Source organism: Salinibacterium sp. NYA9b (genome assembly GCF_976973725.1).
The window spans coordinates 1,146,773-1,167,752 of sequence record NZ_OZ333476.1 but is presented as its reverse complement, the minus strand read 5'-3'; the positions used below and the strand labels follow the sequence as shown (position 1 = coordinate 1,167,752).

The 20,980-nt window shown below is 61.3% G+C and carries 17 protein-coding genes; 5 read left to right on the top strand and 12 right to left on the bottom strand.

Annotation, left to right across the window (positions count from 1 at the left end; genetic code table 11):
- The first annotated feature begins 78 nt into the window (after window positions 1-78).
- Window positions 79-1,260: a MarP family serine protease gene (locus tag ACWFSR_RS05490; RefSeq protein WP_197108799.1), complete on the top strand. Its 1,182-nt coding sequence runs from the start codon at window positions 79-81 to the stop codon at window positions 1,258-1,260.
- A 96-nt stretch (window positions 1,261-1,356) separates the two neighbouring features.
- On the opposite strand, the gene ACWFSR_RS05485 is transcribed toward ACWFSR_RS05490, so the two are convergent.
- The 5 genes from ACWFSR_RS05485 to ACWFSR_RS05465 all read right to left on the bottom strand — a co-directional run bounded on the left by ACWFSR_RS05485 (window position 1,357) and on the right by ACWFSR_RS05465 (window position 6,525).
- Window positions 1,357-2,034: a hypothetical protein gene (locus ACWFSR_RS05485; protein WP_447523279.1), complete on the bottom strand. Its 678-nt coding sequence runs from the start codon at window positions 2,032-2,034 to the stop codon at window positions 1,357-1,359.
- On the bottom strand, window positions 2,031-2,693 hold the full coding sequence (locus tag ACWFSR_RS05480; RefSeq protein WP_197108803.1) for a lysoplasmalogenase family protein: 663 nt from the start codon (window positions 2,691-2,693) through the stop codon (window positions 2,031-2,033). Before ACWFSR_RS05480 ends, ACWFSR_RS05485 begins: the two co-directional genes overlap by 4 nt.
- A 19-nt stretch (window positions 2,694-2,712) precedes the next feature.
- Window positions 2,713-3,177, bottom strand: coding sequence for a VanZ family protein (locus tag ACWFSR_RS05475; protein WP_447523278.1), 465 nt, complete (start codon window positions 3,175-3,177; stop codon window positions 2,713-2,715).
- A gap of 43 nt (window positions 3,178-3,220) precedes the next feature.
- Window positions 3,221-4,018, bottom strand: a complete 798-nt coding sequence (locus ACWFSR_RS05470) for a nuclease-related domain-containing protein (protein WP_307784004.1) — start codon at window positions 4,016-4,018, stop codon at window positions 3,221-3,223.
- Window positions 4,019-4,236: 218 nt separating this feature from the next.
- Window positions 4,237-6,525 carry a HelD family protein gene (locus ACWFSR_RS05465; protein ID WP_197108807.1) on the bottom strand — a complete coding sequence of 763 codons (2,289 nt, stop codon included), beginning with the start codon at window positions 6,523-6,525 and terminating at the stop codon, window positions 4,237-4,239.
- A gap of 240 nt (window positions 6,526-6,765) precedes the next feature.
- Between ACWFSR_RS05465 and ACWFSR_RS05460 the strand changes: the two genes are divergently transcribed.
- Complete coding sequence (locus tag ACWFSR_RS05460; protein WP_447523277.1) at window positions 6,766-7,842, top strand: hypothetical protein; 1,077 nt, start codon at window positions 6,766-6,768, stop codon at window positions 7,840-7,842.
- A gap of 38 nt (window positions 7,843-7,880) precedes the next feature.
- Here ACWFSR_RS05460 and ACWFSR_RS05455 read toward each other — a convergent pair whose 3' ends face one another.
- Window positions 7,881-9,119 (bottom strand): PrsW family intramembrane metalloprotease, encoded by a 1,239-nt coding sequence (locus ACWFSR_RS05455; RefSeq protein WP_197110625.1) that lies wholly within the window; start codon window positions 9,117-9,119, stop codon window positions 7,881-7,883.
- Between the two features lie 43 nt (window positions 9,120-9,162).
- Window positions 9,163-9,990, bottom strand: coding sequence for a hypothetical protein (locus tag ACWFSR_RS05450; protein ID WP_197110626.1), 828 nt, complete (start codon window positions 9,988-9,990; stop codon window positions 9,163-9,165).
- A gap of 125 nt (window positions 9,991-10,115) precedes the next feature.
- Here ACWFSR_RS05450 and ACWFSR_RS05445 point away from each other — a divergent pair, with 125 nt between their 5' ends.
- Window positions 10,116-11,591: a DNA-3-methyladenine glycosylase 2 family protein gene (locus ACWFSR_RS05445; RefSeq protein WP_447523276.1), complete on the top strand. Its 1,476-nt coding sequence runs from the start codon at window positions 10,116-10,118 to the stop codon at window positions 11,589-11,591.
- 9 nt (window positions 11,592-11,600) lie between these two features.
- On the top strand, window positions 11,601-12,227 hold the full coding sequence (locus ACWFSR_RS05440; protein ID WP_197110628.1) for a protoporphyrinogen oxidase: 627 nt from the start codon (window positions 11,601-11,603) through the stop codon (window positions 12,225-12,227).
- A gap of 105 nt (window positions 12,228-12,332) precedes the next feature.
- Here the strand turns inward: ACWFSR_RS05440 and ACWFSR_RS05435 are convergent, their stop codons facing one another.
- From ACWFSR_RS05435 to ACWFSR_RS05420, 4 genes are all read right to left on the bottom strand, one after another.
- Window positions 12,333-13,790 (bottom strand): aspartate ammonia-lyase, encoded by a 1,458-nt coding sequence (locus tag ACWFSR_RS05435; RefSeq protein WP_197108818.1) that lies wholly within the window; start codon window positions 13,788-13,790, stop codon window positions 12,333-12,335.
- Between the two features lie 129 nt (window positions 13,791-13,919).
- Window positions 13,920-16,067, bottom strand: coding sequence for a DEAD/DEAH box helicase (locus tag ACWFSR_RS05430; protein ID WP_447523275.1), 2,148 nt, complete (start codon window positions 16,065-16,067; stop codon window positions 13,920-13,922).
- A gap of 208 nt (window positions 16,068-16,275) precedes the next feature.
- Window positions 16,276-16,620, bottom strand: a complete 345-nt coding sequence (locus ACWFSR_RS05425) for a DUF6804 family protein (protein ID WP_307784173.1) — start codon at window positions 16,618-16,620, stop codon at window positions 16,276-16,278.
- A 49-nt stretch (window positions 16,621-16,669) separates the two neighbouring features.
- On the bottom strand, window positions 16,670-18,553 hold the full coding sequence (locus tag ACWFSR_RS05420) for a DUF2207 domain-containing protein (protein ID WP_447523274.1): 1,884 nt from the start codon (window positions 18,551-18,553) through the stop codon (window positions 16,670-16,672).
- A gap of 66 nt (window positions 18,554-18,619) precedes the next feature.
- Here ACWFSR_RS05420 and ACWFSR_RS05415 point away from each other — a divergent pair, with 66 nt between their 5' ends.
- Window positions 18,620-19,951, top strand: a complete 1,332-nt coding sequence (locus ACWFSR_RS05415; protein ID WP_197108824.1) for a M20/M25/M40 family metallo-hydrolase — start codon at window positions 18,620-18,622, stop codon at window positions 19,949-19,951.
- Between the two features lie 20 nt (window positions 19,952-19,971).
- Here the strand turns inward: ACWFSR_RS05415 and ACWFSR_RS05410 are convergent, their stop codons facing one another.
- Window positions 19,972-20,916: a glycerophosphodiester phosphodiesterase gene (locus ACWFSR_RS05410; RefSeq protein ID WP_197110631.1), complete on the bottom strand. Its 945-nt coding sequence runs from the start codon at window positions 20,914-20,916 to the stop codon at window positions 19,972-19,974.
- Window positions 20,917-20,980: the final 64 nt, after the last annotated feature.

Below are 20,980 nucleotides of genomic sequence, written 5' to 3'. Positions count from 1 at the left end.
GTTCTGTCAGAGAATATCTGGCGTCTCGCTTTCGCCCAACTCGACACGTCACGCGCCGACGCAGTTTAGGCTGAGTCCATGAACGTGGCGCCCTTGCTCGATCTACTCCTCGTAGTAGTTCTGCTGGGGTATGTCATCTACGGCCTTGTCATCGGACTCACTCGCGGCATCTTTGTGATCGCAGGCGTTGGTGTCGGCATCTTTTTTGCCACGATGCTCGCCCCGGCAGCATCCCAGCTCGTCGCTCTCCCCCAGCTGCGGGCGATAGTTGCGATCTCTGTTGCCATCGGGCTTGTTGCCCTTGGCCACGCTGTGGGAGTTGCTGCGGGCAAAGCAATCCACGTAGAAATCCAGACCAGCGCCTTGCGTGGAGCCAACCGCGCGGTTGGTGGCCTGGTGATCGGCGTCGTTGCGGCCCTCGTGATCTCGACAGTGAGCTTCAGCGCTGCCCAACTTGGCCTGCCGGTTCTCTCGCGCACCATTGCCTCCTCTGCGGTCATCCGAACGATTCAGGACATCACCCCCGATGTCGTCGAAGCGAGCATCGCCCGCTGGCGAACCGTGCTCACCGAACAAGCTCTGCCCCTGCTCGGCTCCCCTCTCGGCGACCCCAATGCTCTGATCCCGACGATCGACTCCGACAGTCCAGCACTGGCGGCCGCTGCACAATCGGTCGTACGGATTACCGGAAACGCATACGCCTGCGGTCAGGGTCAAACCGGCAGCGGGTTTGTCATCGCCCCTGAGCGTGTGATGACAAACGCGCACGTGATCTCGGGCACTACAGACCCCGTCGTGGAGGCGCTGAACGGTCAAGTGTTGCCTAGCACCATCGTGTACTTCGACTCCGTCAACGACCTCGCTGTACTCGCCGTTCCCGGATTGAGCCTCGATCCATTGCGCCTCGGCGTCACCGCTCGCCCCGGAACGAGCACGGCGATCCAGGGCTACCCCTACGGCGGTCCGTTCAGCACCCATGCCGCTCTCGTGCAGCACATCAGCACGTTTGAAAGTCCCGACATCTATGGGGATGGAGCTGCGCCGCGGGAGGTTTACACCCTCGCCGGTCAGGTAAATCCTGGCAATTCAGGCGGCCCGCTTCTCACTCTCGATGGAGAGTTCGTCGGAACCATTTTCGGCAGCAGCACCGAACAAAATAACGTCGGCTACGCTCTCACGCTGGATGCCGTTCAACCGGTAGTAGACAACGCTGCAGACCTGACGAGCACCGTTTCTAGCGGGGCGTGCATCGCGCGTTAGCCGGTGCCATCACGCCGCAGGAACTCGGCGACGGGTTAGAGAGCAACTCTCCGCCCACTCGTTACCGATTCATAGCTCTGCGAGGAGCACGGGCCGCTAGCGACCGAAAATTAGGTACTCCGGTGCATCCGGTGTTCCCGGGCACGTATCAATTGTCGATTCGCCGGCCGCGCTAAACGCAAACCATGACCAGTCGTCGCCGAGTTTTTTGCCGATCGAGCGCGGAATAAGGAAGCGAACAGTGGAGCCATCAACTTCGGCATCATCAGTGTCAAGGCTGTCGCTGTCGTCGCGGTAGAGCTCATAGGCCGAGACCTCGTCGATTTCGCCATCATCCAACTCCACTAAGAATTGGTAGGCACGCTCACCGTCAGCAGTCTCCGCATAGATCCCGAGCTGGGATGAATTCTGATCGACCGGTGCTGTGAGAGAAAACTCGATCGCGACTTCCTCCCGGTCCGATTGCGCCACCAGAACCGACTCGATATCGAGCGACGCAACCTCGCGCGTGAAATCGACACACTCGTTGCCACTCGATTCACTGGCAGGCGCAACCACGGTCGACTCAGGCTCCGGAGCGCGTGGTGCGAGCGATGGTGCGGACGAGGATGACGCGGCAACCGGAATCGCCGGCTCCTCGTTAGTCGATGCCGCCGCCAAGGTAACGACGACGGTCAAGACAACGGCAAAGACCACTAACAGAGCGACCCCGACGACCACAGGGACGACGGCGACGCGTCGGTTCACAGAAGGCTCGGAGGGCTCGGGAGTCACCCGGATACGCTAGCAGTGTTCCGCGAGCCTCTTCGTGCCGCAACAAAGCCAACCGCGATCAGAAGCTGACCGCCGGTGTAGAGCGTCATGATGAGAGCATCTGACTGCCACCACACCGCTGCTGGCGCAAAAAGTGCCCAGGCAAGCGCGGTGTCAGACGCCAAAAATAACACTGCTCCGGTTGCGATGAGCCGAGTGGTCGCGAACGCTGAGGCAGTGGATGCCGCCAACACGGCCCCGTAGGCCGCGAGTGGCACAAAAAATGACCCAAGGTCAGCCCGCAGCACGACGAGCAATCCCACCCACCACACGAGGAGGACGGCGGTAGCCCACGGAACTCGGCGGGAACGCACGGCCCTCAGGAACAGCACGAGGTACACCGCGTGGGCGGCGAGAAATGCGGCAAGCCCAATGATGAAGCTTGAGCTTGCGGCATCCGCTACAAAAATATCGCCGACCCAGGCCAGAGTGAGTGCACCGATAAAGGCGTAGTCAGGCCACCGAAACCCGCGCGCGGTCGCGAGAATGACCCCCACGCCGAGCGTCGGCATGAGGAGAAATTTGCTGGGGTTCGCCACTGCGTCCCAGCCCGCGAGAAGGCTCACGACGTGCACAATCGCCACCGCGACGTAGATCCCACACCATCGGAAGTTGACCACGCTCATAGCGTAGGGCGAATCACCGCTTTTGTGAATAATTATCGTAATTGGTCCGGCGTTGATGACGCCGGCGAGCGCGCTCGCGAGCCGCCGCCACGCTCAACGTCACCACGACGCCGATCGTGGCCCCCAGCGAATTCGACACAATGTCGCGCACGTCAGATACCCGAGAAGGAATGAACTGCTGCACCCATTCGATTCCCGCCGTAAGAATGACGGCCAGACCGAGAGCGAGCCACCAGCGACGCTTACCCACCAACAGCACGAAGAACAACCCGAGCGGCACAAACAGCGCGATATTCGCGACGAACTCAAGATCGTTGAACGTCAGCCACTGCGTCGCCGGGAAACGATCAAGGAAGACAGCAAACTGCCACAGCGGACCATCGCGTTGGTCAGGGGCCTGCGGGCTCAACGTCAACCACGCCACTACGGCGAGATAACTGAACGTGGCAGCGCTCAGATAAGGGTGACGCCGAAACATCCACCAATCGTGCCCTATGAATGCTCAGAAAGTGCTCGACGCGCTAGGAACTCATGACAAGACGGGCCAATACCGACACGAGAACCCACACCGACAAGAAGGTGACGATGAGGGCCACAACGATCCACAAGAAACTTCGGAGGCTTGCAGCGCGAACATCATGATGGATGCGCACGAAAGCGCGCGTCAGATTCCGCGACTTCTGCGCCGCCTGTTGGGGATGCGGCCAGGTTGTTCCCGCTTCAGCCGCGGTCGAGATTGTGGCAACTTCATCCCCGGTGAACACTTCGGGCGCGCTGGCGAGCCATTGCTCTAGCTGCGTGGAGGTGAGGACATGGACGTCAGCGGGGGCGGCCAGTAGTGAAACTTTTACCGGCTCGACCATGACGAGCACAGGAATAACCTCGACCTCGTGACCGAGCGCTGCCGTCAACGCCCTAGCGACCGCACGAGCAGCGGTGCGCGACGCAACGATAGCGGTGCTGACCGCTCGGGCAACGACGAGTTCGTCACCGTTGACCGCGACATCGTCACCCTGACAGTTCACGACGGTCACCGCGAAGATGCCGGCACGGCCAACAGCAAAGTGATCGAGAGAAGTTTCTCCAAGCGGAACCCCATGGAGCACGTCCCAACTGTGCCCGAGCCGATCAAGGATTGAGCCGACGAGGAGCTCGCCGACCGCACCGCGATACTGTGCGCGGCTTTCTTTGGTCAACGGAGAGACACCACACAAGCGCGCCACAAAACCTCGCGGCGCACGGCGCGATTGTGCCTCAACGACGGCAGCCATGGCTGACTGTCCGGCGATCCGGCCGCGAAGATCGATATTCTGCGGCACGCAGACCTCCAGCTCTCACATGCGTCTGAATGCATGCAGAAATACGTTGGGCCGGAGGCTCCCCCGCCTCCGGCCCGACTCGTGGCGAAGAATCGCTCCCGAGTGAAGGTTCCTCCCCCGAGGAATAACTTCTAGGTACATACTGCCGAACCTGTGAATCCGCCGAAACCCCCACTATTGGGCATACCCGAGTGGGGGTCAACTACTCAGACCACCCCTTATGACGGTTGCGGAATACCTTCAGGAAGGCCCTCAGCAGCCACGATGGCGAGCCGCTGAGTAGGTCGCGTCATGGCGACATACAGCGCCGCGGCACCCCGGGAAATCTCCTCCACGATCCGCTGTGGCTCCACCACAATGACCGAGTCGAACTCGAGTCCCTTCGACTCTTGTGGCGTCAGCACCGCGATGGGCCGATTGAGCCCCGCGGCACCCTCCCCGACCTCTCCTGCGAACGACTGCTGCAGGGCATCCACGATGGTTGCAGTCAAAGAATCGCTCACAATCACCGCAATGGTGCCGTCGTGGGAAATAGCACGGTCGGCTGTCACTACGGCGGAGACACTGGCAGCCAGCTGTTCGGGGGTCGAGACAGTGACCGCAACGGGCCACTCACTGTGACGAACGGCGCGCGATGGAGTGATCGAGACGTTGTGGGCCACCGCCACTGCCTCGGCAACCGCAACAATCTGCGACGGCGTGCGGTAGTTGACCGTGAGTTCCTCAAGACGCCAGTGGTCACCGATGTCGGCCGAGAGCGCCGCACCCCAGCTGGAGGTAGCTGCAGCAGCACTCGCCTGAGCGACGTCTCCGACAATCGTGAAGGACTTCAACGGATTGCGACGGGCCAGCAGTTTCCACTGCATGGGCGACAGCTCTTGAGCTTCATCAACGACGATGTGGCCGTATGTCCACGACCGGTCAGCGGATGCCAGCTCCGCCGTCGTTGACCGTTCGACACTCGCCTCGAAACCCTCAGCCAGCGTTTCCGCATCGATCATGCCGTCGACACCCATGTTGCGAATGGCCGCCGTAGCGTTCTCCACATCGCGTTTACGCTGCTGTTTGCGTTCGTGTTCCGCCGCGGTCTGGGCAACATCGACTTCACCGAGCAACTCGGCAGCTTCGTCGAGCAGGGCAACATCACTGATTGTGAACGGAACGTCCCGCTCGCGACGCAACAGTTCGCGCTGCTCTGGCGTCCAGTGCGGCGTAAGGCTCTGCAACCAACCAGGTCGGGCATAGAGGTCGTCGACGAGTTTTTGGGGCGTCAGCGGCATCCACGCCGTGTTGAGCGCCACCTTCACGTCGTGGGCGGTGCGAATGTCTTCCCTCAACCACTTCTGGTCGGCGTCATCGATCGTGTTGCCGTGGGCGCGCAACTGATTTGCGAGCAGACGGCTGATCCCCGCGATCGCTGCCTTGTTGAAAATCACCCGCGCAAGGTTGTGTGGTTTGTGAGAGTCCCACGCTTTTTGCATGGCGGAGCGCAGGAGTTCGGCAGGGACATCCAGGATCTCGCCGTTGATTTCTAGGCGCTGCGTCTCAGTCGGAACGACACGGCGCGAACGGACGGCACGCTTGATCAGAGCCGCCATTTCGAGCGAGCCCTTGAGCTGCGCCACCGCAGCGACATCATCGTGCCGCGCATCTTCGCCAGGGAACAGTTGCCCGAGGCTCGCCAACACAACGCCCGTTTCGCCGAGAGACGGCAGCACAGCTTCGATGTAACGCAAGAATGCGCGGGACGGTCCCACAATGAGCACACCGGATGCGGAGAGCCGTTCTCGATGCGAGTACAGCAAGAATGCAGCGCGATGCAGCGCGACCGCAGTTTTTCCGGTGCCGGGCCCACCCTGCACGACGAGCGCGCCGCGAAGTTCGGAGCGGATGATCGCATCCTGCTCAGCCTGAATCGTCGCGACAATGTCGCCCATGCGACCGGTGCGCTCCGCGGTGAGACTCGCCATGAGGGCGGCTTCGCCCTGAAGTGATGCTGCATCGGTCTCGAGGAGTTCAGCGTCAAAAATCTCATCGTCAATGCGCACGATGTCTCGGCCCTTGCTCTGCAGGTGCCGGCGGGCGCGGGCTCCTAGTGGCGTCGCGGCTGTGGCCTGATAAAACGCTCGGGCCTGAGGAACGCGCCAGTCGAGCAACAGCGAGCGCTGATCTTCGTCACGCAATCCGATGCGACCGATGTACCGCACCGGGCGTTCAACGGCGCTCTCGCTCTCGGCGTCAGTTTCAGTGCCGGCCTCGGTGTCAGTCTCGACTTCAAGTTCAAGGCGCCCGAAGGCGAGCCGCTCATCGATTTCGCGCAACTGACCGATCCGGTCTTCGTAGATGCGGGCGAATGCGTCCCGCTCTGAGCGGTTTTGGTGGGTGCCACCTGGCGCACTCCGGCGCACTGATTCGAGCTGCTCTTGAGCCGCATCTCTCAGGGCGTCGAGCCGCCGGTAGAGGCCGTGGACATAGTCCCGCTCGCGTTCAAGCTCACTCGATGACATCAGCTGTCCTCTCCAAATTGCGACCTCCAATCGTACGCGCTTTTTGACTATGATTTCGCCGCTTAACCCTTGCGCTCAGCGAAACTCAGTGGCAATCTAAAAGCAGTTAAACTCATCGCCCTCCAGGTCGCAGGCAGTGCCGCACCGGCGGGCGATGAGTCTGTTAAAGGACAAAGACTGAGCAGATCACCCCCAAAGGGAGGCTGCAGCAGACAGCATCCCAGCCTCTACGATGGGCTGATGCTTCGCTCTATCGACTATTCCGGGTTGATCTATCCCGTGAACCCGCACGATGTCGCAGAGTTCAAGCGCAACCGCCGGGATCTCTTCGGGTATTCGCAAGTGCAGCTCATGGGCAAAGTTGTGCTCGTCGGCGTTGCCGTAGTGGTGTTCATATTCGTCGCCGGCGGGCCACTCATTGCCATTGCGACCCATAACTTTCGCACTGTAGCGGCCACAGGCAACATTGGCCCGTCCGTTCCTGCGCTGATCATCGGTGCTCTTGTCGTGTCGATTGCGGGAGGCGCGCTCTATTCGCTCGTGCGGGCGTGGCGTAAAAATGGCGGACCATGGCAACGTTTTTATCGGATGAACACATTTGCCGAAGACAACGAACTGGTCTTTTCGCCCCGTGATCGAGTGATCGACTATCCGGGGCTGATTTTCGATGAAGGCGGAAACCGTTCCATGCGCAACCGCTTTCGAAGCGTGAGCGGTCGAACCCTCGATTACGGAAACTACCGCTACACCACCGGTTCGGGAAAGAACAAGCGAACCCATGACTGGGGATTCTTGGCGTTCGAACTCGACCGCGCTCTGCCCCACATGGTCCTCGATGCCACCGGCAATAACCAGCTTTTCGGCGTAAGCAATCTCCCGCAATCGTTCGCGAAAAACCAGATCCTGAAGCTCGAGGGTGACTTCAATTCGCACTTCACCCTCTATTGCCCGCGCGAGTACGAACGCGACGCCCTGTACATTTTCACGCCCGACCTGATGGCGCTGCTGATCGACAACGCGGGAGCGTACGACGTGGAAGTCGTCGACAAGTGGCTACTGGTGTACTCCCCGAAACCGTTTGACCTTGTTGACCCGGCGCAGCACCGCCGCCTCCTCGGCATCGCCGACACCGTCGGCACAAAAACGGTGCGGCAATCCCGTCGCTATGCCGATGAAAAAATCGGCGATTACAGCGTCAACCTAGTGGCTCCCCGCGGTCAACGCCTCAGGGCCGGTATCCCCGCAACCACGCTCGTAATGGTCGCGCTCTTCGCGGCAGTGTGGGGCATCCCTTTCGTACTGGGGATGTTCACCTAACGCTGCAGAGATCGTGTTCGGCCGGTGCGATCAGAGCGCTACGGTCGCCGCTCACCCGTGAGCGCGTGGCGTGCTTCGACGATTGCGCCGAGCAATACTGCCTCGTCGGCAATTGCGCCGATCCTGTCGCGGCCCGTAATGATGCGCTGACGCGCAAAAGCAAGCCGAGTGGCCTCTTGAATGTAAACCTTCATCGTGGCGCGCTTGTTGTGCTGCGCAGCCCAAGCAAGGGCCCGCCGACGGCCCTGGGAAGTCGCGAGCACCGGAACCTCATCCTGATTGAACCAGCCAGCGTTCGCGTACTCTGCGAGCCTTTCAAACGTCATCCGTTCTTCTTGGCGACGCAGGTAGACGACGATGATGATCGCGATCACGAAGAGCGGAACTTGCACGATGGCGTAGTAGCCAAAGAAGTCGTTGACGAAGAAGAGGGCGCCGTTCCACAGTGCGTGCAGCGCAATCGCGAGCCCAAGCCCAGCAGCGAAGACTCCGACACTGCGGGCGTTGCTTCGTGACCGCACGGCGAAGCCCAAAGCGATGCCAGTGCAGGCCGTAAACATGACGTGCGCGAACGGCGACATGAGGCCGCGAATGAGGAACAACTGCAGGATGCCCGTGCTGTTGTCTCCCACATTGAGGAGCTCGGAACCGAAGTACAGAATGTTCTCGGTAAAGGCGAAACCACCAGCGATCCACGCTCCATAGACGAGCCCATCAACCGGGCCATCGAAGTGGCGTCGTGCCACCCAGAAAATCACGAGGATGCCGAGGGCTTTGCCTGCTTCTTCCACGATGGGCGCCTGAATTGCCGCCGAGAAGAACGCGTAGCCGGGCCCTGGACCACCGAGCGAGTTGATCACGTTATCGATCTCGGCTCCCACAATGAGCGCAAGCAACACGGCAACGCCAGCGCCCCAGAGGAACGCAAAGACTACCGCGAGCCGCGGCTCAGGCTCCCAACGGTCGATCCACCGCACGGCAAAAAATACGACAGCAAGCGGGACTACGGCCAACACCCCGCCGATCGCAAAGGCGTCTGTTCCGATGCCCGAAATCACGTAGACAACAACAAAGAGGAGCACAAACGAGAGCGCGATGACTCCGAGAATTCCCAGAATCAGCAACCCCGGGCCCCGGGGCTGAGGCACATGGGGCGGCAACTGGTGCCTCCGCGCCTCGTCGGCGATCTCGGCAGATGCCGCAGTGGGGTGAGGGGCTGATCGCCCCGACGATGCCGTGAAATCGGGAGTCGCAGAAGAAGAATGGCTCTCGGTCATGTCAACGAGACTAACGTGCAGGCTGGACCCCGCTGCGTCACTGCTACTCGGTTTCTTGCTGCTCGCGCAGAATGCTGAGCGCGCGAGTGACTCGATCGCCGAGCCCCGCAACACGCTTCTTGGACGAGCGCTCCGCATCCACAATCAGGCTCATTAGTTCACCGCGGTAGACGTCTTGCGTCGACCGCACCGATGCTCCCAACGCGAGAGATGCCTGCGCAGCGCTGACGCCAATGATGAAGCTTGCCACCAGGGCGATCACGGCGATGACGACGGCTGGGCCCTGCGACGAACCCTGCGACGTTTCAATGACGGCAGCGATCACGAGGCCGAGGGCAAGGACGGGGGCGATGAGTCGATACGGGGTGCGCACGCTCAGTTGCAGTGCCGCGCTGACCGTGCCGGCGCCCGTGTTCACGCGACCACGGGATGCGCCGTCAATTGCCGAGACGCGTGCACGAAACTCGTCGACCTGGTCTTGATGGATGCGCAGCCCGGCAGACTCGATGAGTTCGTCGCGCACGAGACGGTAGCTATCCGCGGGCGGCCGAACGACCACGACGGCAATGATCGCCACAATCGTGACCGCAACAACCACCGTGCTGAGCGCGATAAGAATTGCGGCCGGTGCTTGTGCCGGTTCAGCAAAGAAAAGGCGCGTGCTCCAGTCGGCGGCAATGGTGAGCGCCACAATCCCCAGCCCAGCTGTCGGCACGATCCACGCCACCGGGTGCAAGCGCAACCGGGTTCGAACTCCACGCGCGAGGCGAAGGTCATCAAAGCGGGCTGTGGCGTAGTCAGCGAGTTGCGCCGAAAACGCAATGAGCCAGAGAGCTGCCAGAACGGTAAGGGCTGTCCACGAAGATTCCACGGTGCGACTGTAGCCGTTCACCGTCCCCTTCTGCACCGTCGTCGTGGAGCGTTGGGGAGAAACCCTGCCACAGTAATGTCTGATTTCCGCTGGTCATGCACCACAGGCAGTGACAGAGTTAAGCCATGGTCTCCCCCACGCTCAGCTTCGACGAGCAATACCGCGCCCTCTGCTCGCGGGATGCCCGCTTTGATGGCCAGTTCATTGCTGGCGTGCACTCCACGGGAATCTACTGTCGCCCCAGTTGCCCAGCCGTTGCGCCTCAACCACGCAACGTGCGTTTCTACCGCACCGCCGCCGCCGCGCACGAAGCGGGCCTTCGCGCCTGCAAACGCTGCCAACCGGATGCGGTTCCTGGCTCCCCCGAATGGAACCTCAACGACGATCTCGCCTCGCGCGCCATGCGGCTCATCGCCGATGGCGTTGTCGAACGCGACGGCGTCGAGGGCCTCTCAACTCGCCTCGGCTACACCAGCCGCCACCTCACCCGCGTGCTCTCTGCCGAGCTCGGAGCTGGCCCGCTTGCTCTGGCCCGCGCACACCGCGCGCAGGCCGCCCGCACCCTGCTCGCCGCGACAGAGCTCAGTATTTCTGACGTTGCCTTTGCTGCTGGCTTCTCCAGCATCCGTCAGTTCAACGACACCATTCAGGCTGTGTACGAAACCACGCCGAGCCAACTACGCGCCCTCGCCAGACGCGGAGCAGCAGCGCACCCGCACGCTGCCCACGAACGCCCTTCTTCTCTCACGCTGCGCTTGCCCACCCGCGCGCCGTTCGACGGTGCAGGGCTCATGACGTTCTTCGCGAATCACGCAGTAGCCGGCATCGAGACCGCCACCGACACCAGCCTTGAGCGCGCCATCCGGCTCCCCGGCGGCATAGCTCGGGTTCGTCTAGAGCTCGCAGACCAGGGCATCATCTGCACGGCCCAATTAGCCACAATTTCGGATGTCGCCCCGCTCGTCGCTCGAGTGCGTCGCCTCTTCGACCTCGACGCCGACTCGCTCGCGATCGATCACGCGCTGGGCAGCGATCCGACGCTGGCTGGGTCCGTGGCGCACGTTCCCGGAATGCGGCTCCCCGGCAGCGTCGACACCGAAGAGACTCTCTTCCGAACGCTCATCGGCCAGCAGATTTCCGTTGCTGCCGCCCGCACGGTGCACGCCCGCGTCGTGGACCAACTGGGCAGCGACGGTCTGTTCCCCTCCGCAGCAGTGCTGGCCGCATCCGGAGCCGAGGTTGTGCGGGGCCCGGCCACCCGCATACGAAGCATCCTCGGGGTCGCCGAAGCCATCGCCTCGGGTGATCTCGATCTTGATGTCTCGACCCCTGTCGACGAATTCACAGCAAAACTTGTCGCGATGCCCGGAATTGGTCCGTGGACGGCCGGCTACATGGCCATGCGTGTACTCGGAAACTCCGACATCATGCTCAGCAGCGACCTCGTGATTCGCCAAGGTGCTGGGGAGTTGGGGCTTCCTGACACAGCGAAAGCTCTCACCGAGTACTCCAGCCGGTGGGCACCGTGGCGAAGCTACGCCAGCATGCATCTGTGGCGATCACGGCCAGCACAGGTGGAGCGAAAGGCTACGTCACCGTAGGCTGGAGTCATGAACGCCAGACTCTTCATCCTCGGTTTCGGTATCGCTGTCGGATACGTTGTTGGCGCCCGCGCTGGCCGCGAACGTTACGACCAAATGAAGGGCAAAGCCACCCAGGTGTGGGAGAGCCCGCGAGTGTCGAGCGCGCGCACTTCGGTCGAAGAATATGCCCGCACTCAGGCTCCGATCGTGCGCGATAAAGCAACCGCCGTGGCCAAAGCGACCCCCGGCTTCGTGAGCGAGAAGGCGAAAGATGTCGCCGAGAACACTCGGGAGTTTGCCGAGCACACACGCGACACCGCCAAAGACCTCGCAGAGAATGCGAAGAAGTCGGCCAAAGAGCTGGCGGAGAACGCGAAAGAGTCGGCCAAAGAGCTCGCCGAAAACGCGAAAGAATCCGCCAAGAGCCTCGCCGATCGCGCTTCCAGCACCGCGCGCGGTGCCGTCGGTCGCGTCACGGAAACGGCCGACGACGTTCGCGAGAACGCCAATAAAGAATTAGCAGAGCTTCGCGAACGCGGCGAAGAAGCCATCGACCGCGCTTTCATCACCGCGGGTAAGGCTCGAGATGAAGCACTCGCGCCCCTCGATGACGAAGACGACGAGGATTACGACGAAACGGCCGCCCAGAAGTAGCGCCACCTGCACCACGCTTCGTTATCGCCAACGGGCGACCTGAGCATACAAAGACGCCCCATCTTCTCTCGAGAAGCTGGGGCGTCTTTCTGCTGTACCGGGTGGCTATTTTTCTTCCAACCAGGGCAGCGAGATCGCTGCTGTCATCGGCGAAGTTCCGCTGAGACGCTCAGGCGTGAGGACGCGCTTGACGTCTTCTTCCTTCATGAGCCCCGACGAGACGACAAGCTGCGCGATCGACGCGTTTGTCGTGAGCGCAGTGTGGGCAAGATTCGCTGCCGCCGCGTAGCCGATGTACGGGGTCAACGCCGTCACGACACCGACACTCGTCTCGACCTGAGCGGCAAGTCGTTCTTCATTGGCTGTGATGCCATCAATGCAGTTTTCTCGCAGCGTGCGGCAGGCGTTGGTCATCCACATCACTGACTGGAGGATCGAGTGAGCAATCACGGGCTCGAAGGCGTTGAGCTGCAATTGGCCAGCCTCCGCGGCCGCCGTGACCGTGGCATCCGCCCCGATAACGCTGAAGGCAACCTGGTTGACGACTTCGGGGATGACCGGGTTGACCTTGCCGGGCATGATCGACGACCCGGCTTGCTTGGCGGGCAAGTTGATCTCGCCGAAGCCAGCCTGCGGTCCGCTCGAGAGCAAGCGAAGGTCGTTACAGATCTTGGAAAGTTTGACAGCAGAGCGCTTGAGAACGCTGCTGAGGGTCATGAAGATTCCGACGTCGCTCGTGGCCTCGATGAGGTCGAACGCGGTCTTCATCTCGATGCCCGTCGCCTCGGTGAGGTGACGACGAACGGCCTCGGCGTAGCGGGAATCGGCCGTGATACCGGTGCCGATCGCGGTAGCGCCCATGTTGATCTCGCTCATGAACGGCAGCACCTCAGTGAGACGCGCGTAGTCCTCTTCGAGGGTGTGCGAGAAGCCCGTGAACTCTTGCCCAAGAGTCATCGGCACAGCGTCTTGCATTTGCGTGCGACCGATTTTGAGGATGTTGACGAACTCACGCCCCTTGGCGCCGAACGATTCCGAGAGCAACTCGTGCTCCACGAGCAGTCGGCGCACACCGAAGACCATCGCGAGCTTGATCGCCGTGGGGTACACGTCGTTCGTGCTCTGGCTGCGGTTGACGTCATCGATGGGATGCAGGAACGAGTATTCGCCCTTGCCGTGTCCCAAAATTTCCAGAGCCCGGTTCGCGATCACTTCGTTCGCGTTCATGTTGGTCGACGTGCCGGCGCCGCCCTGGATTACTCCGACGCAGAATTCTGCGTGCAGTGCGCCATCAAGGATCTCTTGGCAGGCCTGATCGATAGCGTGCGCCTTGCGTGATTCGAGAACGCCGAGTTCGGCGTTAGCGCGCGCTGCTGCCTGCTTGATGTGGGCGAGCGCGCGGACAAGATCGGGGTAAACGGAGATAGCGCGACGCGTGATCGGAAAGTTCTGCATCGCGCGTAGCGTGTGCACTCCCCAATACGCATCAACAGGGACCTCAAGCGAGCCGAGTGAATCGGATTCGATACGGGTTGCGGTGTTCTGCACAGAGGTGTTGCTCAACTCTTTTTCTCATCTCCATTGATTTTTGGCGCGACGCACAAGCGTTGTGATCACGCCTCAAGTGTACGCTCGCGCAGAGTCGTGCCGGAGGAAAGAGCGGTGGCCAGAAAGCCATTTCTTAACGCGGTGCTAGTCCTTGATAGCGTCGCGCAAGAGTGCCGAAAGAGCCTGCAATTGAATGTTCGCTTCGGCGACAACAGCCTCATCAGAACCGTCGAGTGCGCGGGCGGCAAGACCGGCCTTGCTGTCGATCAGTTCGGCGATGCGAGCATCGATCGTGTGGGCAGCGATGATGCGCCAGGCCGTGACAGGAAGCTCCTGACCGATGCGGTGCACGCGGTCGATTGCCTGCGTCTGCTCGGCGTTGGTCCAGCTCAGTTCGGCAAGCACGACGTTGGATGCTGCCTGCAGGTTGAGGCCGACGCCAGCCGCGGTGAGCGATGCAACCACAATCGCGACATCCGGATCATTGGCAAAGGAGTCAATGGCATTCTGACGTGCCTTGGCGCTCTGATCGCCACGGATGGAAACAGCCTTGAGGCCGACCTTCGCAAAGTGAGCCTCGGCGGTATCCATGACGTCAATGTGCTTGGCGAAGAAAACAACCTTGCCCACCGAGCGAGCGAGCTGGGCCGTGTAGTCGGCGGCCAGTGTTGCCTTGGCCTGACCGATGCGGCGCACCATCGTGAAGACGTTCTCGCCGGTGGTTGCACTCTTCGACTCTTCGAGTTCGGCGTGGGCAACAACGCGGATGAGGTCTTCAATGGCGACGTCTGGCTTGAGCTTGCGTACTCGCGTAAACCGGTCGACAAGACGAGCGGTGAGGGCTTGCTCGGCAGCACGAATCGAGCGACCGAGGTCGTTGTCGAGTTCGACGGGGATGTCAGCGATACGGCGAGCAGGGATGTCCGCGGCAACGTCGACCTTCTTGCGACGCACGATACCCATATCGATAACGGCGCGGCGCGCTTCGGAAAAGAAGCCAGGGTCGGCCGGGGTGAGATCGGTGTCTTCGAGCTTCGACATGAGCGGCGCGAGCGGCTTGGCGCCGTCGATCCAGCCGAGGAACTGCCAGATGGCTCGGAAGTCTTCAATCGAGTTGATCAGCGGGGTTCCCGTGAGCGCCATGAGCAACGCCTTCGGGTACGTCGCACGAATATTCTGCGACAGGTTCAAAACGTGCTTGGAGCGTTCAGATTTGAGGTTCTTAATGAAATGGGCTTCGTCGACGACCATGCCCTTGAAGCCAAAACGACCGAGCCAACCGACGTGGCGGTCAAGAACTTCGTAGTTGACGATGACAACGTCGCTGAAGGCATCAACCGTGTCGCCATCACCGTGAACGACTGTCGCACTGCGACCAGGAGTCCAGAGTTCCACTTCGCGTTCCCAGTTGGTTTTCACCACGTTGGGCACGACGACAAGCAAGGGGTAGGAGTTGGAAGCTTCCGCTGCCATGAGCGCCTGCGCGGTCTTGCCAAGTCCTGGTTCATCGGCGAGCAAGAAGGTGCGATGCCCCTGCTTGACGACCTCGACGAAACGCGCTTGGTGACGCATAAGTTCAAGACTTCCGCGCGTGCGCAGAGACTCGGCTTCTGGAAGCTCCATCGAGGCAGCTCCACCACCGGAGCCGTGCTCGAAAGCACGGAAGAGTGGATCGATGAGTTCCCAGTTGGCGAGCCGGTTGTTGTGTTCCTGCTGGGGAGCAATCGCGCTGAAATCGGGAGCTAAGAATGGATTCGCCATCTGCATTTGACGAACGGATGCCGGCACGACCTGCTTCTCGATCTGCTTGTCGACGGGCTTCGGCTCTTCGGTGATGATCAGTTCATCGGGGCTCAACTCGACACCAGCGTCGAGGAGGAGGTCACGGCGCAACGCCTTCGCTGCGGGAGTGATCGGCGCCGACTCCCCCAACATCGACAGCAGGCTTGTGTCTCGAGCGGCAGTCTTCGCGAGAATGCCCGCGAGGCCATCGAGCCGCTTTTGTTCGTTCGCGCGCTCAGAGTCCGTGAGGGTGGCATCTGTCTTCACCCGAGCACGCTCTTCGCGCAGCAGCAGTGCCGCCACTTGGAAGCGAGCCCGGTTGGCGGGCTTGAGCGGCCCCTTCTGCACGGCGGTTTCGACCTCACGGGCGGCACGGGCCAACACGGGGATCACGCCGGTGTCGTCACCGGGACGAGCACGACGACGCTGGGCACCGCCCGCTTGACGCTGACCCGAATTTTTGGGTCGTTTGTTGCGCTGTGCGGAATCGGACTTTGACGAGGTGGTCAATTATTCTCCTGGCGCTAGGCGAGCGGCTCAGTCGCGGGTACGAGGACTCATAGCCGTTGAACGAATAGACGTTGCCACGATAGGGACTTCAATTGAGTGACAACATCCACTCAAGTGAGCCAGACCCAACTGCGATGCGATTGGTGGTCTCAAGGGATGCGTGAATCAGTCTACGCAGAAAATCGCCAGAGTGCGCTATCCGCGCGAATTAACCTCGACTTGTGGAGTCGGTGACGCGTGCCCCAACGCCGACAGCGATGAACACGAGCGCTGCGGTGTAGTGCAGTCCTTGGAAGAGTTGGATGTCGGCAATCTCGATCGGGAAGATCGGATTCCACAGAATGGCAATCGGAATGAGGCCGATGGCCCACCACCACTGGCGCACCTGCCAGACGAGGACGACGCTGATGAGAGCGAGGATGCTCACCACGTAGCGCACGACCGTGAAGATCTCGGTTCCGACCACGCCGGCGCCAACCAACAACACGAGCACAGCAAGGATTGCGGCGGGTAGTGCCACGCGTCGGGGGCGATTCGGATACGTTGCACTCACTCGTTCGAATATACCCGTCTGAGGGTGGCCAGCTGCGCAGCGCGGCGCGCTAAACCCCGCCGCCGCCACCGCCACCGCCACCGCCGCCGGACGAACCGCCGCCGCCTGACCCTCCGCTTGAGCTACTCGAGGAACTGCCGGAGTACGAGCTGGCTACAGCGGTAGAAAAGCTCGAGATGCTCGACGCAAAGATGACAGCGTTGAAGCCACCGCTGCCGCGGTACCAGTCAGGCGAGCTATCGGCGTAGTAGCGGCTGAGCTCGGTCGACCATTCCTTCTCAAGCCCAAACAGAACCGCGTACGGCAGGAGCTTCTCGTACACCTTGAGGACGTCGGTGTTGCCTGTTGCTTCATTTCGCTCGCGCAAAGCGCCCTCGGGGCTTTGCAACATCCGCAAACGGTCGGCCTCTGCCAGGCGGATATAGAGCTTGAGCCCCTCCAGATGATCGCGCAGCTCGGCCCCGTGAGGGGTGAGCGGTGAACGCGCAAGAAGCGCCAGCGTGATCACGGCAGCAATGATGGCTGTCACAATGACCACGAAAGGCACCGCGGCGCCGTAGGAGCCCGAGATCAAGCTAATGCCGAAGAAGATGGCCAGAATGACCGCGACAACAGCGACGAGTAACGGCAGAAAATTGCGGCCGTGAACCTTGCGACGGTAGCCAGCATCCGCGAGACCCGAACGTTCCGCCATAATCAGCTTGTAGAGCTTCTGGCTGAGCTTGGCATCCGTTTTCTTCATATCCCGGATGGCGCCGTGTTGAAGCGACTGACCGAACAGGGCGCGCAAGATGTCGAGCTGGTGCCCCGTCACCCCTGTGGGGTCGGTCAGTTCGAGGCGGTACGTGGTGCGAGATGAAAAGAATCCGCTCGATTCTTCTTCGAGGATGCGCAGCTTGCCCCGCACCGCAAAGTCCAGAATCTGCGCGGCAATTGCCTTGTCGCTTTTCTTGATCACGAGGGCAGCGGTCACGACAGGGATGTCGCGGGGCGGTGCATACTCGGCGATGATCGTGGGGCGCCCAACAGCATCCGCGAGAGTGGTGCGACGAAGTCGGATAGCCCAGATAAGCGCTCCGATCGCCCCGATGAGTCCGAGCGGCTGAACGAATCCTGCCGCCGAACCAAAGTACGAGCTATCGCGCGCTACGAAAGTGTCGGGAACGAATCCGAACGCCACAGTCACGTTCTGGCCGGGCCCTATGAGGTCTCGAGTGGCGACGAAGGTGTCGGCGTCGAGCGTGGCGATTTCGCACTTCTCGGTGGAGCCGTCCGCACCCCAATAGCAATCGGGTTCGACGCTCAACGCCTCACTGAGCCCTTCGCCCATATGAATAGTGGCCGTGACCGAGCCGAACGGTTGATTCCAGCCGGTTCCGTTGGTGTCCCAGTAGAACTCGTCGGCGTTGGTGTCGGCGGCAAACCGCGTTACGTTCGAGCGGGTGTACGTGAAGACATACGTTTGCGGCCCCTCTACGAACGATCCGGAAGCACTCGTTACCAGCGTGAAGTCGCCGTCGTCTTCCACGTCGAAATCACGCGGCTCTCCCGCTTCATCCGTCACAGCAATGTTCTGAATATCGACAGGGTCACCCTTATAGAAATTGGGGATCGCCCGACGCATTCCGCGGTTTTGATCGGGCGGAAAGTTGGCGACGAAGGTCTCCACCGTGAGCAGCGTCGAGTGGCCTTCTGCGTCGCGATCAAGAAAGAAATCTGCGTCGTAGCTGTCGAACACGAAATCATCGAGGCCCGAGTGAACAACGCTGGTGACAGAGCTGCCGGCGTTACTGATGGCGACCGGATGCTCGGCTGCCGTCGCCGCGAGAGGTGCTGTTCCGAGCGCCAGCACGACCGCTAGCGCCCCCACGAGCCGCGCGCCGAGTCGCACGCTCAACCGTGCTCGAGTGCGTCGCTGCGCTCTGGTCGTCATGGCGTCTCCGTTTCCATCACCCTCGCGGGAAAACACGCACCGCCCAGCGCTCGCTAGAGTCGAGGTATGAAGAGTGCTTTGGCTGTCGAACATCTGCAGGAACTTGTTCGAATTCCCACCATTTCGCGGGAGGATGCCTCCACTACTGAATGGCAAGAGTTCGATCGTTTCGTCCAGACGCTGCGCAAACTGTATCCACTGTGCCACAGCCGGCTCGAGCGTGAAACGGTGCTGGACCATTCCCTGATTTTCCGTTGGCGTGGTCGCGCATCAACTGAGCCCGCCGTGCTCATGGGGCATTACGACGTCGTGGCAGCGACCGACGAGGGCTGGAAACGGCCGCCGTTCGCTGCCGAACTCAGCGGTAAAGACGATGAACAGCTGATCTGGGGTCGAGGCACGCTCGATGACAAAGGTTCTGTAGTCGCCATCCTTGAGGCAGTCGAGGCGCAGCTCGAGGCTGGTCTTGTTCCTGCCCAAGACATCTACTTGTGCTTCGGCCATGATGAAGAGACTCACGGCACCGGGGCGTCAGCGATTGTTGATCTCTTGGAAAGCCGTGGCGTCAGCCCCACCTTCGTGCTCGACGAGGGCGGTGCCATTGTCGATGATGTTTTTGAGCAGGTTGACTCCCCCATGGCGGTCGTTGGTGTTGCTGAGAAAGGCACGGCCGCTCTTCGCCTGACGGTCGACCAGTCGGGCGGTCACGCTTCCACCCCACCCCAGTTTCCCGCCGCGGTTCGTCTCGCTCAGGCCATCGTGCGCTTGAACTCTCGGCCATTCCCGTCTCGACTGACTCCCACGGGCGCCGACCTCCTGCGTCTGCTCGGCGAACACGCTGGCGGAGTAACCGGCTACTTGCTGCGCAACGTGTCGTGGACCAAAACCCTGCTGCTGCCGATTCTCGTGCGCAAAAGCGATGAACTCGCCGCCATGATGCGCACAACGCAAGCGGTCACGATTCTGGAGGGCGGTCACGCCGTCAACGCCATGCCGGAACGGGTCAGCGCGATAATCAATGTGCGCATTGCTGTGAACTCGAGCCTCGAAGAAACGGTCAAGCATGTCACGCGCGCGATCAACGACAAGCGCGTTCGAGTGACGGTCGACTCCCCCGGCGAACCATCGCCGGTTTCAGCCACCACCGGCCTGGCGTGGGAACTGCTGCGCTCAACGATCGAGAAGAGCTTCCCAGGAACCCTCGTAACGCCCTACGTACAAAACGGTGCAACCGACAGCCGCCACTTCACCCGCATCAGCACCGGCGTCTATCGCTTCACCCCGTTCGCGATGGCACGCGAGGTGCGCGACACTCTGCACGCCCGCAATGAGCGGATGCTCGTGAGCAGCTATCTCGACGGCATTGCGTTTTATCGAGCCCTCATCGCTTCGCTCTAGACGAGGCGGTCACGGCTGGGTTATCCCGCAGCGGCACGACGAGGCGCTAGCGGGAGGGTATTTGCGTCCGAGACTTCTTTCGCGATCCACGTGCCGAGCTCTGCCGGACGATCGGTGACGATTCCGTCAACGCCGAGGGCGACGGCATCCGACCACGTATCTGAATCGTTGAGGGTGTAGATCAAGATGCCGAGACCCGCATCATGCACGACTTGCACGAGATTCGGGTCGCGAGTGATGGCTTTCTTGCTCGTGACGAGTGCCACGGCGCCCGACGCGGCCGCGAGTTCAGCCGGATCGCCCACGATGTCACGAACGATAAGCATCCCGGGCAATTCGGGGCTCACCCGCTGCACGGCCTGCAGCGTCATGATGTCGAAGCTCCCGATGATCACGTGGTTGTTCACGCCATTGCGGGCAATCAGATCGGCGACGAGCGCGACCTGATCGTCGGTCCACGAGCCTTTGAGTTCCAGAATCGCGTTCTTTGTTGACCAGCGGAGCACTCCCAGAAACTGCTCAAGCGTGGGCACGGTGGCTCCGGCGAATTCCTCGCCGAACCACGAGCCAGCATCGAGGGCAGAAAGCTCCTCGTAGGTGTATTGCCACACCGGCCCAGTGCCGTCTGTTGTGCGATCAACGGTCCAGTCGTGCATGAGCACGGGAACGCCATCGGCCGTCAGCTGCACATCAGTTTCGACATAGTCGGCCGCGCTATCAAGCGCGAGACTCAAGGCCTCGATCGTGTTCTCGGGAGCAACCGTCTTGTCGCCGCGATGACCGGCGATGAACGCGGCCTCCCCCGGCGCCTTGAGCGAGGTGAAAACTCCCGCCGCATGCACGCGGGCGACGTTAGCGTTCAATACGAGAGCGAGCGTGATTGCCGTGACAATCGTGGCCGCTAGCGCAGCTCTCCGCGCTCGAAGATGGTGTTTCGGGTGTGCCAGGTGATGCGATGTCGCCATTGACTCGCCGTCCTTGTGTCGGGTTGCCGCACGTTCACGGTGACCCCACTATAGCGAGCCTGTT

Bases quoted from the DNA above. Each gene is read 5' to 3' on its own strand.
- ACWFSR_RS05420 (WP_447523274.1), bottom strand. From the start codon at position 18,553: ATGACGACCAGAGCGCAGCGACGCACTCGAGCACGGTTGAGCGTGCGA.
- ACWFSR_RS05475 (WP_447523278.1), bottom strand. From the start codon at position 3,177: ATGTTTCGGCGTCACCCTTATCTGAGCGCTGCCACGTTCAGTTATCTC.
- ACWFSR_RS05440 (WP_197110628.1), top strand. From the start codon at position 11,601: ATGAACGCCAGACTCTTCATCCTCGGTTTCGGTATCGCTGTCGGATAC.
- ACWFSR_RS05455 (WP_197110625.1), bottom strand. From the start codon at position 9,119: ATGACCGAGAGCCATTCTTCTTCTGCGACTCCCGATTTCACGGCATCG.
- ACWFSR_RS05410 (WP_197110631.1), bottom strand. From the start codon at position 20,916: ATGGCGACATCGCATCACCTGGCACACCCGAAACACCATCTTCGAGCG.
- ACWFSR_RS05490 (WP_197108799.1), top strand. From the start codon at position 79: ATGAACGTGGCGCCCTTGCTCGATCTACTCCTCGTAGTAGTTCTGCTG.
- ACWFSR_RS05415 (WP_197108824.1), top strand. From the start codon at position 18,620: ATGAAGAGTGCTTTGGCTGTCGAACATCTGCAGGAACTTGTTCGAATT.
- ACWFSR_RS05460 (WP_447523277.1), top strand. From the start codon at position 6,766: ATGCTTCGCTCTATCGACTATTCCGGGTTGATCTATCCCGTGAACCCG.
- ACWFSR_RS05445 (WP_447523276.1), top strand. From the start codon at position 10,116: ATGGTCTCCCCCACGCTCAGCTTCGACGAGCAATACCGCGCCCTCTGC.
- ACWFSR_RS05465 (WP_197108807.1), bottom strand. From the start codon at position 6,525: ATGTCATCGAGTGAGCTTGAACGCGAGCGGGACTATGTCCACGGCCTC.